This window comes from Novosphingobium sp. PhB165, assembly GCF_004341845.1.
In the GTDB taxonomy this organism is placed as follows: Bacteria; Pseudomonadota; Alphaproteobacteria; order Sphingomonadales; family Sphingomonadaceae; genus Novosphingobium.
In genome coordinates this window covers 409,386-423,015 of sequence record NZ_SLVB01000003.1, presented here as the reverse complement: position 1 = coordinate 423,015, position 13,630 = coordinate 409,386, and the positions used below count along the sequence as shown (strand labels likewise).

Genomic DNA, 13,630 nt, shown 5'->3' with positions numbered 1-13,630 from the left:
ATGTCGTACGACGTGGTTGTCGTAGGCTGCGGCCCTGTGGGCGCGCTGGCCGCGAACCTTCTCGGCCTGAAAGGGCTCACCGTGCTGGTTCTCGAACGGGAACTGGAACACTATCCGCTGCCGCGCGCGGTCCATCTCGATCACGAGATGATGCGCCTGTTCCAGTCCACGACGGTCCTGAACGACCTTGAACGCGACATGGTCGCCACCGACGGGCACCTGCATATCGGCGCCGACCACGGCGTGATCCGCTACATGGGCACGGTGGGCAAACCGCGCCCGTTCGGGTGGGCGAACGACTATTTCTTCTACCAGCCCGAACTCGAAGCGCATCTGCGCGGCGGCTTCGCGGCGATGCCCAATGTCGAATTGAAGCTGGGCGCCAGCGTCGTTGGCCTCACGCAGGACGAGCGCGGCGTTGCCGTCGAATACTTCGTCGGCGGCAAGCTTGAGGTGGCCGAGGCGCGCTGGGTGATCGCTTGCGACGGCGCGCGCAGTTCGGTCCGCAAGGCGCTGGGTGTCGTGCTGGACGATCTCGATTTCGAGGAACCCTGGCTCGTCGTCGATGCCGAAGTGGAGGGGCCGGTTGCCTTCCCGCCGCTCTCCGGAGTGCCGGAAGGAGCCGATCTCCAGCGCCTGTCGGTGATGATGTGCGATCCCTCGCGGCCCGCCACCGTGGTTCCCGGCCGCCGCGACCATCGCCGCTGGGAGTTCATGCTGCTTCCCGGTGAGGACGATACCGCGATGATGGCGCCCGAGAAGGTGGCCGAACTCGTGGGCGCGTGGATGGCCGATGTGCCGCACCGGATCGTGCGCGCGGCGACCTATCGTTTCCACGGCCTCGTCGCGCATCAGTGGCAGGTCGGCAACGTGTTCCTTGCCGGAGACGCCGCGCACCAGACGCCGCCGTTCTTCGGGCAGGGCATGTGCCACGGCCTGCGCGATGTCGCCAATCTGGCGTGGAAGATGGACGCGGTGGCCAACCACGGCGCCGACGCCTCGGTGCTGGACACCTACCAGCGCGAGCGCGATCCGCATGTCCGCGCGGTGATCGGCGCTGCCGTTGCCGCTGGGCGCTACATCTGCGAACTCGACCCTGCCGAGGCCGCCCTGCGCGACGCCCGCATCCGCGAGGAAGCGCGCCAGAAAGCCGGCGAGACCGCGCACGACCTGATCCCCGCGATCACGGAGGGCGTCGTCCTCGCCAAGACCTCCGGCGCAGGCGTGCGCTTCATCCAGCCGATCCTCTTCGACGGCCGCAAGCTCGACGATCTGACCGGCGGCGACTGGCGTCTCTTCGTCCGCGACGATGCCGTGGCCGGCAGTGCCGAGGGCGTGACCCGCGTTTCCGCCAGCACTCTGCCGGACAACGGCGCGGTCATGGCGTGGCTCGATGCCCACGACGCCGACGCCGTGCTCATTCGCCCCGACCACTACGTTTTCGGTACTGCCGTGCACAGCGCCGAGGATCTTCTCGCCGCCCGCGCGGCCCAGCTTTTCAGCCATCAGGAACTTGCCGCATGACTCTCACGCTGGCCCAGGCCCAGACCATCGTCACCGGCACGCTTGCCGAAGCGCGTGCCCGCAATGCCAAGCAATTGGCGGTGATCGTGCTCGACGCGGGCGCGCATCCGATGGCCTTCGCCCGTGAGGACGGGGCCAGCCTGTTCCGTTTCGATATCGCAAAAGCCAAGGCGCAGGGCGCGGTGGGCATGGACACCGATACCGCCGTTCTGGCCGAGCGTGCCAAGGGTAATCCCGTCTTCTTTCAAAGCGTCACCGCTGTCGTCGGCGGCCGCATCGCGTTTTCCCCTGGGGGGGTGGTGATCCGCGATGCCGCCGGCACTCTGATCGGCGCCGTCGGCGTCAGCGGTGATACCGGCGAGTGCGATGCCGACTGCGCCCGCGCCGGTCTCCGTGCAGCGGGCCTTCTTCAGGAGCAGGCAGCATGAAACTGCGCAGCATCGAACTGGCGCTGCCCGATCCGGCCGCCGCCGCCACGTTCATGACCGAAATCTGGGGCATGGCCGCAGCCGAGGTTCAGGGTGGCACCCATTACCTGCGCGGCTCCGGCCCGTTCCCCTATCTCGTCGCGTTCGAGAAGGCGGAGGACGAATTCGTCCGCTCGACCACGTTCGTCTGCACCGCCGATGAACTCGAAGCCCTGAAGCAGCGCATCGCCGCCGCAGGCTGGACCGCGCGTCCCACCGTCAGCGAAGACCTCGGCGGCGGGCAGGGCCTGCTGGTGGAACTGCCCGAAGGCACGATCCTGCGCTTCCTTGTAGGCGCCAGCGAAGCAGAGCCGATCACCGGCCGTGACCTGCCGGTGAAGCTCACCCACGTCGTGTTCAACGCCGCCGATGCCGAAGCCTGCGGAGAGGCGGTGGAGGACATCCTTGGCTTCCGCGTCTCGGACCGCACCAAGGGCATGGTCTTCGTGCGCTGCAACGACAGCCATCACTCGACCGCTTTTGCCCGCGCCGGTTTCGCCTCGCTCAACCATGTCGCTTTCGAGATGGAGGACATCGACGCGGTGATGCGTGGCATCGGGCGCCTGCGCGACCATGCGATGGTGCCTGCCTGGGGCCCCGGCCGCCATGGCCCCGGCGCCAATGTCTACGCCTACTTCATCGCCCCGTTCGGCCCGGTGGTCGAATTCTCGACCGCCGTCGAGAAAGTGCCCGAGGATTACAAGGTGGGCGCGCCGGAAGACTGGACCTGGCCGCCGAACCGCATCGACCAGTGGGGCATCTCGGACAAGGATTTCGACGGCCTGCGCCGTGCCGAGGAACGCTTCCGCTTCCGCCGCGACTGGGACGCCGCGCCGCTCTGACCATTTGACCGCCGCCGCCGCAATCGCGGGGGGCAGGGGAGACTACGCATGAACCGTTACATCAGCTTCGAACGTCCCGACGGCAGCAAGAGCTTCGGCCGCCTTGAGGGGGACAAGGTTCTCGATCTCGGCGCGCCCGGCGGTGACGCATGGCTGAAGGACGTGCTCGGCGGCGATCTCGCCGGGCTGGCCGTGACGGGCGAGTTCGCCCGCGCCGCCGTCACGCTGCTGCCGGTCGTGCCGAACCCCGAGAAGATCCTCTGCGTCGGCCTCAACTACGCCACCCACGTCGCCGAGACCGGCCGCGAGCAGAAGGAACACCCGGCGATCTTCACCCGCTGGGCCGACAGCCTGATCGCGGATGGGGAGGCACTCGTCCGCCCGCCCGAAAGCGAGCGCTTCGACTACGAAGGCGAACTGGCGGTCGTGATCGGCAAGCCCGGCCGCCGCATCGCGCCCGAGAACGCATGGGAGCACGTCGCCGGGTTCGCGCCCTTCAACGATGGTTCGATCCGCGACTGGCAGCGCCACAACATCCAGTTCACCCCCGGCAAGACCTGGCCCGGCACCGGCGGCTTCGGCCCGTCGATGGTGGTCGCTTCGGACGTCGAGAATCTTGCCGCGCAGCGCGTGCAGACCCGCGTGAACGGCGAACTGGTGCAGGATCAGCCGATCTCGGACATGATCTGGGATATCCCCACGGTCATCGCCTATTGCTCCACCTTCACCGAACTGAAGGCGGGCGACGTGATCGCCAGCGGCACCCCCGGCGGTGTCGGCGACAAGCGCAAGCCCCCGCTTTACCTCAAGGCCGGAGACACCGTGGAAGTGTCCATCGGCGTGATCGGCACGCTCACCAACCCCGTTATCGACGAAGCCTGACCGCGTTCACACGACAAAAGAAACATAAGGGAGAGGATCATCATGAACACCATTCGCAAGGCCCTGCTGCTCTCTGGCATCGCTGTTGGCGCGCTTGGCGCGCCTGCCATGGCGCAGGAGGCCGCCGCTGCCGCCGCGCCCCAGGCCTCTGACACCGGCGAGATCATCGTCACCGCCCAGCGCCGCGCCGAGAAAGTGACCGAGGTTCCGATCTCGATCACCGTCGCCAGCGCCGCGCAGCTTGAGCGCCAGCAGGTCAACACCGTCAACGATCTGGCCCGCATTGCGCCCAGCCTCGAAATCCAGTCCGCGCCCGGCCAGAACACCGGCGGCGGCGGCTCGATCCGCGGCATCGGCACGATGACGTTCTCGCCCGGCGCGGTCGCCTCGGTCGGCGTCGTCGTCGATCAGGTGAGCCAGGGCAATGCCAACATTTCCGACCTGTTCGACATCGCCCGCGTCGAAGTGCTGAAGGGCCCGCAGGGCACGCTGTTCGGCCTGACGACTTCGGCGGGCGTCATCAACATCACCACCAACAAGCCCGATTTCACCAGCTTCTCCGCGCGCCTGCGCACCGAGCTTTCGGATGCGGGGACCGCCGGTTCGAAGTTCGGCAATCAGGTGGTTCAGGGCCTCGTCAACGTGCCGCTGGCCTCCAACGCAGCGCTGCGCGTGTCGGGCGTTGCCAACTTGCGGCAGGGCGTAAACCGTAACGCGACGACGGGCGATCTCAACGATACCGACCGTTACAGCGTGCGTGGCCGCCTGCTGTGGGAGCCGACCGACCGCGTCACCGTCAACCTGATCGGCGACTATGCGAAGAGCCGCTATGAGAACGGCGGCGACTTCTTCACGTTCGTCAAGACCAGCGGCCCCGGCACTTTCCTTGGCGGAGCGGGCACCGACGATGTGGGCATCACGGACCGCCTTGCCTCCTGCGGCGTCACGGCCAAGCCGGGCAACCGCGATTACTGCATGGATAACCATTTCGTCGGCAAGTCCGAGAACTATGGCGGTTCCCTGCAAGTCGATTACGAGGCCGATCCCTTCACGCTGACCTCGATCACGTCGGCCCGCAAGTCGAACGAGACGGGCTATGGCGCCGCTTCGGACGTGTTCCGCGCCGATCCGCTGCTGCTCCACGTCAACAATGATCCCGTCAATCGTGACCTCAGCCTGTTCACGCAGGAATTCCGCATCAGTTCGGCGGCGGGCCAGCCGATCGAGTACACGGTGGGCGCCTTCTATTCGAACCAGAAGCAGACTCGCGATCCGGAAACGGTTCGGGTTACCCTGCAACCGTTCCCCGGCCTGGTGATCCCGATCGCCCCGCCAGCCGTCACCGAAGCGCTTACCATCCGCGACGAATCCCTGGCCTTCTTCGGGCAGGCGACGGGCCATGTCACCGACCAGTTCCGCCTGATCGGCGGCGTGCGCTATACCACCGACCGCCTCTCCCTCGACATGTTCGACACGGCCGGAGCCATCAACGATCGCGCCATTCTCAATACCAAGAAATGGTCGTGGCGCCTTGGCGCGCAGTATGACCTGACGTCCTCCACGATGACGTATGCAACCGTCTCGCGCGGCTTCAAGGGCGGCCAGATCGCGGTGCCGAGCGACGGCACCAGCCCCTACGTCGTGCTCCCGGAAATCCCGACTTCCTATGAACTCGGCTTGAAATCCACGCTGTTCGGCGGCTGGGTTGCGGATGCCAGCCTGTTCTACATGCAGATCGACAACTTCCAGGCGCAGGGCTGCACGGTGAACGCCAATGCGATCATCTCCTGCGTCCAGAAGAACGTGAACGGCGTGAAGACGCGCGGCGCCGAGCTGAACTTCTTCGGCAACGTGACGCACAACCTCTCGCTCAACACCGGCTTCATCTACGCCAAGGCGACCTATCCCAAGAGCTACCTCGGCACCGACGGTACCGATATCGGCGGCAGCCAGCTTGCCTATTCGCCGCGCTACAAGTTCACCCTGTCGGGCCAGTACGACATTCCGCTGGGCGAGCGTTTCGGTGGCTTCCTCTCGGTGGACACGGTCTGGAAGTCGCGCATCCGGTACGAGGAGAACTCGCTGGATGACACGACGTTCAAGCCGCACTGGATGGTCGGCGGACGCATCGGCGTGAAGACGGCGGACGACCGCTACACCGTTGCCGTCTTCGTGCGGAACGCCTTCAATGTCCACGAACCGAGCCTGATGCAGAGCAACTTCCCGTACACGAGCGTGAATGCCGCGAATGTGCCCGAGGCCAACATCGGCGCGATCTACGGCCCGCAATCGTACCGCAACGTCGGCATCAGCCTCGACGCCAAGTTCTGATGGCATCCCACGCGATGGACCGCCTGCTCCGGCAGGAACAGGCGGTCAGCGCGGCGATCAACGCGGTGCTGAGCGCGGCGTTCTTCGCCTTGGTCTTCGGGCTTGGGGAGCGGCAATTGACGATCGCGGCGCCGGATCGCTTCGCGCTCGATTTCCTGCCGCAGGGGTTGATGGTTTCGCTCATGGCCTCGCTCGTTCCCGCGCTGTTGGTTCGCGCGAAGCTGCGCAAGATGGGCTGCTTCGGACTGGGTTCTGGCCCCTCGGGCGGCGCCGTTAGGCGGATCGTGGCGAAGGGCGTGCTGCTGGGGCTCGCCAGTGCCGCGCTTCTGGCGGCTCTCGCGCTGTTCGGGCCGCTGCATGCGGTTTCCAGCCATCCTGCGCTCGCGTTCAAGATCGTTTACGGCGCGGCGCTTGGCCTTCTATGCACGCGGCTTGCCCTGACCGGGCTGTTCGGCACTATCTTCAGGGAGCACGCGGCATGACCGACAGCATCAGCCAGTTCGGCACCCGGCTCGGCCCCGACGTGGTGGGCGCCGTCCGCGCGCTTTACGAGCCGGAACAGGCCCCGATTGCGGCATCGCTGCCGCTCGTGGCGCTCGACTGCGCCTATGGCCCCGACGCGCGCAACCGGCTGGACCTCTATCGCTCGGGAGCCGCGGAAGACTTGCGCCCGGTGGCGCTGTTCGTCCACGGCGGCGGCTTCCTTGTCGGCGACAAGGGCGGCGAAAGCGGATGGGCCAATGCCCATGTCGGCCGCTGGGCAGCGGCGAACGGCATGGTCGGCGCGGTGATGAACTACCGCCTCGCGCCGCAGCACATGTGGCCTTCCGGCGCGGAGGACGTGGGCCTCGCGGTCGACTGGCTGCGTGCCCATGTCGCCGGGCACGGCGGCGATCCCGACCGGATATTCCTGCTCGGCACCTCGGCAGGCGCGGTCCACGTCTCGGCCTTTTTCAAGGCGCGCGAGGATCACGCCGATCTCGTGCGCGGGGCGGCGCTGCTGTCCGGGCTCTACGGGGTCACGCCGCTCGACGAGCGCGACATGCTCTATTACGGCCCGCAGGACTGTTACGGCCTGCGCATGCCGCTCTCGGCCGTGATGGAAACGCGCCTGCCGCTGCTGCTGGCCTGTGCCGAGTTCGATCCCCCGCGCTTCCAGGCCGAATGGGCCAGCCTTCTTCAAGCCCGCCTCGGCCGCCACGGCCACTTGCCGCGCGCGCACTATGCCAGCGGCCACAACCATTACTCCATGGCCATGCACCTCGGCACATCCGACCACCGCTTGTCGGACGAGCTGCTGTCCTTCTTCGCCGATCATTCCTGAGGGGCATCCGATGACCAAGATTGCGAATCTCGACCGCCGAAGCCTGCTCGCCGCCGGTGCCATGGCCGCCGCCGCCCCGATGATGGCCCGCGCCGCCGCGAAGCGCCCGAACCCGGCGTTTCCCAAGGGCTTCCTGTGGGGCGCCGCCACTGCGCCACACCAGATCGAGGGCAACAATACCGCCTCCGACCTTTGGTTCATCGAGAACCAGCAGCCGACCATCTTCGCCGAACCTTCGGGCGATGCCTGCAACAGCTTCGGCCTCTGGGCGACCGACCTCGACATCGTGAAGTCGCTGGGCCTCACGTCCTACCGCTTCGGCGTGGAATGGGCGCGGATCGAGCCGGAGAAGGGCCTGTTTTCGCAGGCCATGCTCGATTACTACAAGGGCATTGTCGCCGGGTGCCACGCGCGCGGGTTGGCGCCGCTGGTGACGTTCAACCACTTCACCGCGCCGCGCTGGTTCAGCGCGCAAGGCGGCTGGACCAACCCGGAAGCACCGCAGCTTTTCGCGCGCTATTGCGACAAGGTGGCGCGCGCCATCGGCGCCGATATCGCCATGGCCATGACGCTCAATGAGCCGAACCTGCTGCTGATCCTCAAGAACATGCTGCCGCCGCCGGTCTGGGACATGCAGCGCAAGACGCTGGACGTGGCCGCCAAACGCCTTGGCGTCGAGAAGTTCATCTGCGCCAATGTCGCCGGTGCCGAGGACATTCCCGCGCTCGAACAGGGCCTGCAGGCAGGGCACAAGGCGGCTCGCGCGGCGATCAAGGCAGTGCGCGGGGATCTGCCCGTGGGCTTCACGCTGTCCGTGCTGGACGATCAGGCGGCGGGCAAGAACTCGATGCGCGACAAGGTGCGCGCCGAACTCTACGGGGCCTGGCTGGACGTAGCCAAGGCAGACGATTTCATCGGCGTGCAGAATTACGAGCGCGCCGTGTGGAACGACAAGGGGCGCTTGCCGCCGCCCGATGGCGGCGACCGCAACTGGTCGGGCACCGAAGTCTGGGCGCCCTCGCTCGAAGGCGCGGTGCGTTATGTTCATGGAGAGACCAAGGTTCCGGTTCTCGTCTCCGAACATGGCGTCGGCACCGAGGACGACAGCCTTCGCGCGCGGTTCATCCCGGCGGCGCTTGAGGGTCTGAAGAAGGCCATGGACGATGGCGTGCCGGTGCTCGGTTACATGCACTGGTCGCTGCTCGACAACTTCGAGTGGATCTTCGGCTACAAGCCGCGTTTCGGCTTGTGCAGTGTGGATCGCAAGACGTTCGCGCGCACGCCCAAGCCGAGTGCTTCGGTGCTGGGCGGGATTGCGAAGCGCAATTCGCTCTAGGGGGTCGGGAACCTAACGACCTTCGTCATTGCGAGCGTAGCGAAGCAATCCAAGGGCGTCTTGCGCCGCTCTGGATTGCTTCGTCAGCTTCGCCTCCTCGCAATGACGAGGGGGAAGGGGTGACGGAGCGTTGGGCTAGCCCGCAAGGTCGCAAATCAAACCTCGTTGTCCCCGCGTAGGCGGGGACCCCGCTTTTCTTGCTGCGTGGCGAAAGGCAGCGGGGCCCCCGCCTTCGCGGGGGCGACGGGGTGTTTTAGCGTGGCGCAGTTTTAGCGCGGGGGTAGTTACAGTGCAGAGCGGGCGCGTCCACGGACACTTTCGCTCAGGCCACCACCACCCGAACCCCGGCTTCCCGTAACCGCTCCGCCATCTCGGCGGGAATCCCGGCATCGGTAACCACCACGTCCACCTCGTCCAGCCCGCAGACGATGGCGCCGGAGGACGAGCGGAACTTGGAACTGTCCACCAGCAGGATCACCTCCTCGGCCCGGTCCATGAACCGGCGCTCGGCGGCGACGAGGATCACGTCCTGTTGCATCACCCCCTGCGGGCCGACGGCGGCTGCGCCCATAAACAGCTTGGGCGCGTGGAAGCGCGGCATCGAATCCTCGCCCGCCGGGGCGAGCACGATGTTCTGCTCGCGGAACACCGTGCCCGAAGGCAGCAGGACGCGCGTGCCGGGTTGGGTCAGCAGGGTCTGCACGATGTGGAGAGAGTTGGTCAGCACCTGACAGTCCAGCCCGTCGAGATGCGCGCACATCTGCAAGGTGGTGGTGCCGCCATCGAGCATGATCGCCTCGCCCGGCTGGCAGAGCGCGGCGGCGGCCTTGCCGATGGCCTGTTTGACCGGGAGGTTCAGCGTGATCGACTGTTCGAACGGCGTTCCGGCAAGGCCCGGTTGCCGCTCGGCGCGTTCCTCCGGCAGCTTGGCGCCGCCATGGACGCGCAGGAGCTGGCCTTCCTCCTCCAGTCGCGAAAGGTCGCGCCGGATCGTCGCCGGAGAGGCCTCCAACTGCGCTTCCAGATCGCGATAGGTCACGAAGCCGCTGGGGCGCAGGGCTTCGAGGATCAATCTCTCACGCTCGGTCGAATGCATGGTAACCCTGTCGCAATGAGGGGGAGGCCTCTGGCCAACCCCCATGCCGCCAATTTCGCTCAAAATCCATCATTGGGTCATCAGATCGCCGCACCGGCGTCGAGCATGTTGCCCGCACCGATCACGAGCGTCGCCCCCAGCAGCATACCGATGCCGGTCAATACCGTCCTGCGCGTGCGGGTGCTCGCCCCGCGCCATTCCTTCAGCGCGAAGCCCCAGAGTGTGGAGAACAAGATGATCGAGGCCATGTGGAGCGTCCACGAGGAGAAGCCGTAGCGGCCCATCTGGCTCTCGCCCATCGTGTAGAAGAAGAACTGGAAGTACCACAGCGTCCCGCCCAGCGCGGCGAGCAGGTAGTTGGCGAGCAGCGGGGCGCGGGCATTGCCGCCTTCCTCGCAGCTCTGGCCGAAGAACTGGCCGAAGCTGCGGTTGCGGCGGATCAGCAGGGCGCACCAGATCAGGTTGGTGGTCAGCCCGCCCGCCAGCACCACGCAGAGCACCGGCAGGCCCTGGCTCAGCGGGTCGGTGCCCGCCGCCAGCGTCAGGTCGCGGATCGGCTGGCCGGCGTCGAGCCCCCAGGCGAAGCAGCCCGACATCACGCCGGAGAACACCGCGATCAGCAGGCCCTTGCGCAAGTTGAACTCGGCGACGCCTTCCGATGCGGCGCCGCCCAGATCCTTGTCCTTCGAATGTCCCGCGCGCGCGACCACGACGATGGCAAGCAGCGTAATGACGATGCCCAGCAGGGTCAGCTGCCCGCTCGTGCGGCTGGCGATTTCACCGATAGTGCCGTGGAAGATCGGCGGGCCCATGGTGCCGATCACCGTGGTCAGCCCCAGCGCCACCGCCATGCCGAGCGAGAGGCCGAGGTAGCGCATGGTCAGGCCGAAGGTCAGCCCGCCGAAGCCCCACATCACGCCCCAGAACCAGCACCACAGCAGGGTGGAAGTCGGCGCTGACGCCAGCACGCCCAGCAGGTTCTCGGTCCGCAGCGAGGCGAAGACCCACGGGGCCAGCAGCCACGAGAAGATCCCGCCCGCCAGCCAGAACACTTCCCACGACCACAGCTTGATCCGCTTGTAGGGCACGTAGAAGCTTGCCGAGGCAAAGCCGCCCAGCCAGTGAAATACGACGCCGAGCGCCGGGTTCCCTCCCATAATCGGTGTAATCCTCTCGTTTTGTTGTTGTTATCCGTCAGCAAGGCAGCTGCGGTTTATCTCTGAGATTTTCGTGGTGCCGGTGAGCGCCATGGCGACGCGCATTTCCGCTTCGATCAGCTTGAGCATCTTGGTGACGCCCGCCTCGCCGCCTGCGCCCAGTGCCCATGCCCATGCGCGGCCCAAGAGCACGCCCTTGGCGCCCAACGCCAGCATACGCACCACGTCGAGGCCGGAGCGGATGCCGCCATCGGCCAGTACCGTCATCCGGTCCCCCACCGCATCGGCAATCGGCGGCAGCGCGCGGGCGCTGGACAGCACGCCGTCCAGCTGGCGGCCGCCGTGGTTGGAAACGACCAGCCCGTCCGCGCCAAGTGCGGCGGCTTCCTTTGCGTCTTCCGGGTCGAGAATGCCCTTGATGACCAGCGGGCCCTTCCATTCGGAGCGAATGAAATCGAGGTCGCGCCAGTTGATCGAGGGGTCGAAATTATTGCGCATCCACGCAAAGAAGTCCTCGATCCCGGTCTTGCCCTGAAGCACCGGGGCGACATTGCCCAAAGTGTGAGGGCGGCCGTTGATGCCCACGTCCCAGGCCCAGTCCGGCTTCACGGCCGCCTGCGCGAAGCGCCATGCCGCGCCTTTCAGGCCGCCGGTACCGGCAAGGCCGGTGTGATAGTCGCGGTAACGGCTGCCGGGGACGGGCATGTCCACGGTGAAGACCAGCGTGGAGCAGCCGGCTTCCACCGCTTTGGCCAGCAGGTCCTTCATGAAGGCACGGTCGCGGATCATGTAGAGCTGGAACCAGAACGGCTTGCTTGCCGCCGCCGCCACTTCGCCGATGGTGCAGGCGCCCACGGTGGAGAGCGTGAAGGGAATGCCCGCCTTGTCCGCCGCGCGCACGGCCTGACATTCGCCGCGCCGCGCGTTGAGCCCGGCCAGACCGATGGGCGCAAGAGCAACGGGCAGGGCCAGCTTCTGGCCGAACAGCTCGGTCGAGAGGTCCAGCGCGGACACATCGCGCAGTACGCGTTGGCGCAGGGCCAGACCGGCGAGGTCGGAGACATTGCGGCGCAGCGTTTCCTCGGCATAGGAACCGCCGTCGATATACTCGAACAGGAAGCGCGGCAGGCGGCGGCGCGCGGCCTCGCAGAAGTCGGGGATCGAGGCAGTGATCATCAGGCAGGTTCCCGCAGGTGTTCGCGCCACTTCGCGCGGTAGGTGTCGAGGTCGCCCTCCAGCGGCTCGACGCGGCGAAGGCCGCCTTGCGCTTGCAGCAGCGGGTTGATCAGCCGCAAGGCGCCGAACGACACGTCGTTATGGGCATTGGCGACATAGACCTGCGTTTCCGGCCGCAGCGCGGCGAGTGCGCGGACGAAGACTTCGGCATCGGCGAAGCGCCCTTCGATCAGCAGGCGCTCCTTCGATCCGATCAGGTCGAGCGAGGTATCGGCGACCATCGCCGCATAGAGGCAGATCGCGGCGCGGCGGGCATACCAGGTGCCGGCCCATTCCTCCGGCTTGTTCATCCACTCGGCCTTGCCGTCGGGGAAGGGGCCGAAGCCGGGCGCGAGCGTGGGCAGCATCATCGTGCCGCGTTCCAGCAGCGCGGGCACGGCCTCCATCAGCTTGGGCTGATCGGGGCGGATATCGACGCGGCGGGTGTCGATCTGGATGATCGATTCGATCTCGCGCCCGCCCATGAAGCGCGCGGAGGGCACTGGCCAGCCATAGGCATCGACATTGACCAGCGTATCGCGTGCCTCGGGCAACGAGGAGATCGCGAAAGGCTCTGCCGCAAGGCGCATGGCGATGAACCATGTGCCGGTGGAGAGGATCGTCGCTTCCTGCCGGGCGATCTCGGCAAACCCGCGCGCGGCGAGCAGGGCGGCGTTCGAATCGTGCAGGCCTGCAAGCACTTTGGCGCTGGCCGGAAGCCCGGTTTCGGCGGCGATTTCGGGGCGCAGGGTGCCGACGACATCGCTGGCCTTGGCGAGCGGCGCAAAGCGCTCCGCCCAGCCGAAGCGCTCCGCCATCGGCGAAAACCGCGCGTCCGCCGGGCACCAGAGGTCGGTGTGGCAGCCAAGGCTGGTCACTTCGCTGGCAAGCCCGCCGGAAAGGAACCATGCCCAATATTGGGCCCATGGCACCAAAATCGCGCGTTCCATCGCCTCGGGATGACGCTGCGCCATCCAGTAGACTTGCGCGCCAAGGTTCAGACCATCGGGCAGGGCGGGCGATCCGGTCAGCACGAATCGATCCCGCTCCTTGCGATAGGCCGCAATGACGTCAGCGGGGACCTGTTGTTCGTAGTCGAGCGGGGGGAACAGCAGGCCGTCTTCGTCGAGTGCCGCAAAGCCCGCGCCGTGGGCGACCGGGATCAGCGCTTCCACCGGATGGCCCGACCAGCCGCGCAGCGTCGCGCGCAGCCATTGGCCGATTCCTGCGGCATCGAGGCAGCGCACACCATCCACTTCGCAAGGCATATTGGGTCGCACCTGACGGTCGATCATGCGCCCGTCGCGCGTCCACAGCGTCAGCTTGCTGAGCGTCTTGCCGATGTCGACGACAATGAAAGTGCCGCTTCCTGCCATTCTCTCTGCCCGTTTATCGCCATGCTTGAACATGGTGTTGTTTGATTGGATTTGATCGTTTAGTATCGAATCAGATTGAA

At 66.6% G+C, this 13,630-nt stretch carries 12 protein-coding genes; 8 read left to right on the top strand and 4 right to left on the bottom strand.

The window, feature by feature from the left end; all coding sequences use genetic code 11:
• From EDF56_RS10480 to EDF56_RS10445, 8 genes are read left to right on the top strand one after another with little or no spacing between them, the layout of a single operon-like run.
• A complete protein-coding gene (locus EDF56_RS10480; protein ID WP_132387027.1) occupies positions 1-1,524 on the top strand; it encodes a bifunctional 3-(3-hydroxy-phenyl)propionate/3-hydroxycinnamic acid hydroxylase in 1,524 nt (507 codons plus the stop codon).
• Complete coding sequence (locus tag EDF56_RS10475) at positions 1,521-1,952, top strand: heme-binding protein (protein WP_132387025.1); 432 nt, start codon at positions 1,521-1,523, stop codon at positions 1,950-1,952. The genes EDF56_RS10480 and EDF56_RS10475 overlap by 4 nt, the downstream gene beginning before the upstream one ends.
• The gene (locus EDF56_RS10470) at positions 1,949-2,833 is read left to right on the top strand and encodes a VOC family protein (RefSeq protein ID WP_132387023.1); all 885 of its coding nucleotides are present in this window, start codon (positions 1,949-1,951) and stop codon (positions 2,831-2,833) included. The genes EDF56_RS10475 and EDF56_RS10470 overlap by 4 nt, the downstream gene beginning before the upstream one ends.
• 48 nt (positions 2,834-2,881) lie before the next feature.
• Entirely contained in the window at positions 2,882-3,715 is an 834-nt protein-coding gene (locus tag EDF56_RS10465; RefSeq protein ID WP_132387021.1) for a fumarylacetoacetate hydrolase family protein, read from the top strand.
• A gap of 42 nt (positions 3,716-3,757) precedes the next feature.
• On the top strand, positions 3,758-6,046 hold the full coding sequence (locus EDF56_RS10460; protein WP_132387019.1) for a TonB-dependent receptor: 2,289 nt from the start codon (positions 3,758-3,760) through the stop codon (positions 6,044-6,046).
• Positions 6,046-6,528: a hypothetical protein gene (locus EDF56_RS10455; protein ID WP_243652531.1), complete on the top strand. Its 483-nt coding sequence runs from the start codon at positions 6,046-6,048 to the stop codon at positions 6,526-6,528. Before EDF56_RS10460 ends, EDF56_RS10455 begins: the two co-directional genes overlap by 1 nt.
• Complete coding sequence (locus EDF56_RS10450; protein ID WP_132387017.1) at positions 6,525-7,370, top strand: alpha/beta hydrolase; 846 nt, start codon at positions 6,525-6,527, stop codon at positions 7,368-7,370. The genes EDF56_RS10455 and EDF56_RS10450 overlap by 4 nt, the downstream gene beginning before the upstream one ends.
• Positions 7,371-7,380: 10 nt before the next feature.
• Positions 7,381-8,706: a family 1 glycosylhydrolase gene (locus EDF56_RS10445; RefSeq protein WP_132387015.1), complete on the top strand. Its 1,326-nt coding sequence runs from the start codon at positions 7,381-7,383 to the stop codon at positions 8,704-8,706.
• A gap of 322 nt (positions 8,707-9,028) precedes the next feature.
• On the opposite strand, the gene EDF56_RS10440 is transcribed toward EDF56_RS10445, so the two are convergent.
• The 4 genes from EDF56_RS10440 to EDF56_RS10425 all read right to left on the bottom strand — a co-directional run bounded on the left by EDF56_RS10440 (position 9,029) and on the right by EDF56_RS10425 (position 13,550).
• On the bottom strand, positions 9,029-9,802 hold the full coding sequence (locus EDF56_RS10440; protein ID WP_132387013.1) for a DeoR/GlpR family DNA-binding transcription regulator: 774 nt from the start codon (positions 9,800-9,802) through the stop codon (positions 9,029-9,031).
• 80 nt (positions 9,803-9,882) lie between these two features.
• Positions 9,883-10,959, bottom strand: coding sequence for an L-rhamnose/proton symporter RhaT (gene rhaT, locus EDF56_RS10435; RefSeq protein ID WP_132387011.1), 1,077 nt, complete (start codon positions 10,957-10,959; stop codon positions 9,883-9,885).
• Positions 10,960-10,989: 30 nt separating this feature from the next.
• Entirely contained in the window at positions 10,990-12,135 is a 1,146-nt protein-coding gene (gene lldD, locus EDF56_RS10430; protein WP_132387009.1) for an FMN-dependent L-lactate dehydrogenase LldD, read from the bottom strand.
• Complete coding sequence (locus tag EDF56_RS10425) at positions 12,135-13,550, bottom strand: carbohydrate kinase (RefSeq protein ID WP_132387007.1); 1,416 nt, start codon at positions 13,548-13,550, stop codon at positions 12,135-12,137. Before EDF56_RS10425 ends, lldD begins: the two co-directional genes overlap by 1 nt.
• Between the last annotated feature and the right edge of the window lie 80 nt (positions 13,551-13,630).

Bases quoted from the DNA above. Each gene is read 5' to 3' on its own strand.
- lldD (WP_132387009.1), bottom strand. From the start codon at position 12,135: ATGATCACTGCCTCGATCCCCGACTTCTGCGAGGCCGCGCGCCGCCGC.
- EDF56_RS10440 (WP_132387013.1), bottom strand. From the start codon at position 9,802: ATGCATTCGACCGAGCGTGAGAGATTGATCCTCGAAGCCCTGCGCCCC.
- EDF56_RS10445 (WP_132387015.1), top strand. From the start codon at position 7,381: ATGACCAAGATTGCGAATCTCGACCGCCGAAGCCTGCTCGCCGCCGGT.
- EDF56_RS10475 (WP_132387025.1), top strand. From the start codon at position 1,521: ATGACTCTCACGCTGGCCCAGGCCCAGACCATCGTCACCGGCACGCTT.
- EDF56_RS10465 (WP_132387021.1), top strand. From the start codon at position 2,882: ATGAACCGTTACATCAGCTTCGAACGTCCCGACGGCAGCAAGAGCTTC.
- EDF56_RS10455 (WP_243652531.1), top strand. From the start codon at position 6,046: ATGGCATCCCACGCGATGGACCGCCTGCTCCGGCAGGAACAGGCGGTC.
- rhaT (WP_132387011.1), bottom strand. From the start codon at position 10,959: ATGGGAGGGAACCCGGCGCTCGGCGTCGTATTTCACTGGCTGGGCGGC.
- EDF56_RS10480 (WP_132387027.1), top strand. From the start codon at position 1: ATGTCGTACGACGTGGTTGTCGTAGGCTGCGGCCCTGTGGGCGCGCTG.
- EDF56_RS10460 (WP_132387019.1), top strand. From the start codon at position 3,758: ATGAACACCATTCGCAAGGCCCTGCTGCTCTCTGGCATCGCTGTTGGC.
- EDF56_RS10425 (WP_132387007.1), bottom strand. From the start codon at position 13,550: ATGGCAGGAAGCGGCACTTTCATTGTCGTCGACATCGGCAAGACGCTC.
- EDF56_RS10470 (WP_132387023.1), top strand. From the start codon at position 1,949: ATGAAACTGCGCAGCATCGAACTGGCGCTGCCCGATCCGGCCGCCGCC.
- EDF56_RS10450 (WP_132387017.1), top strand. From the start codon at position 6,525: ATGACCGACAGCATCAGCCAGTTCGGCACCCGGCTCGGCCCCGACGTG.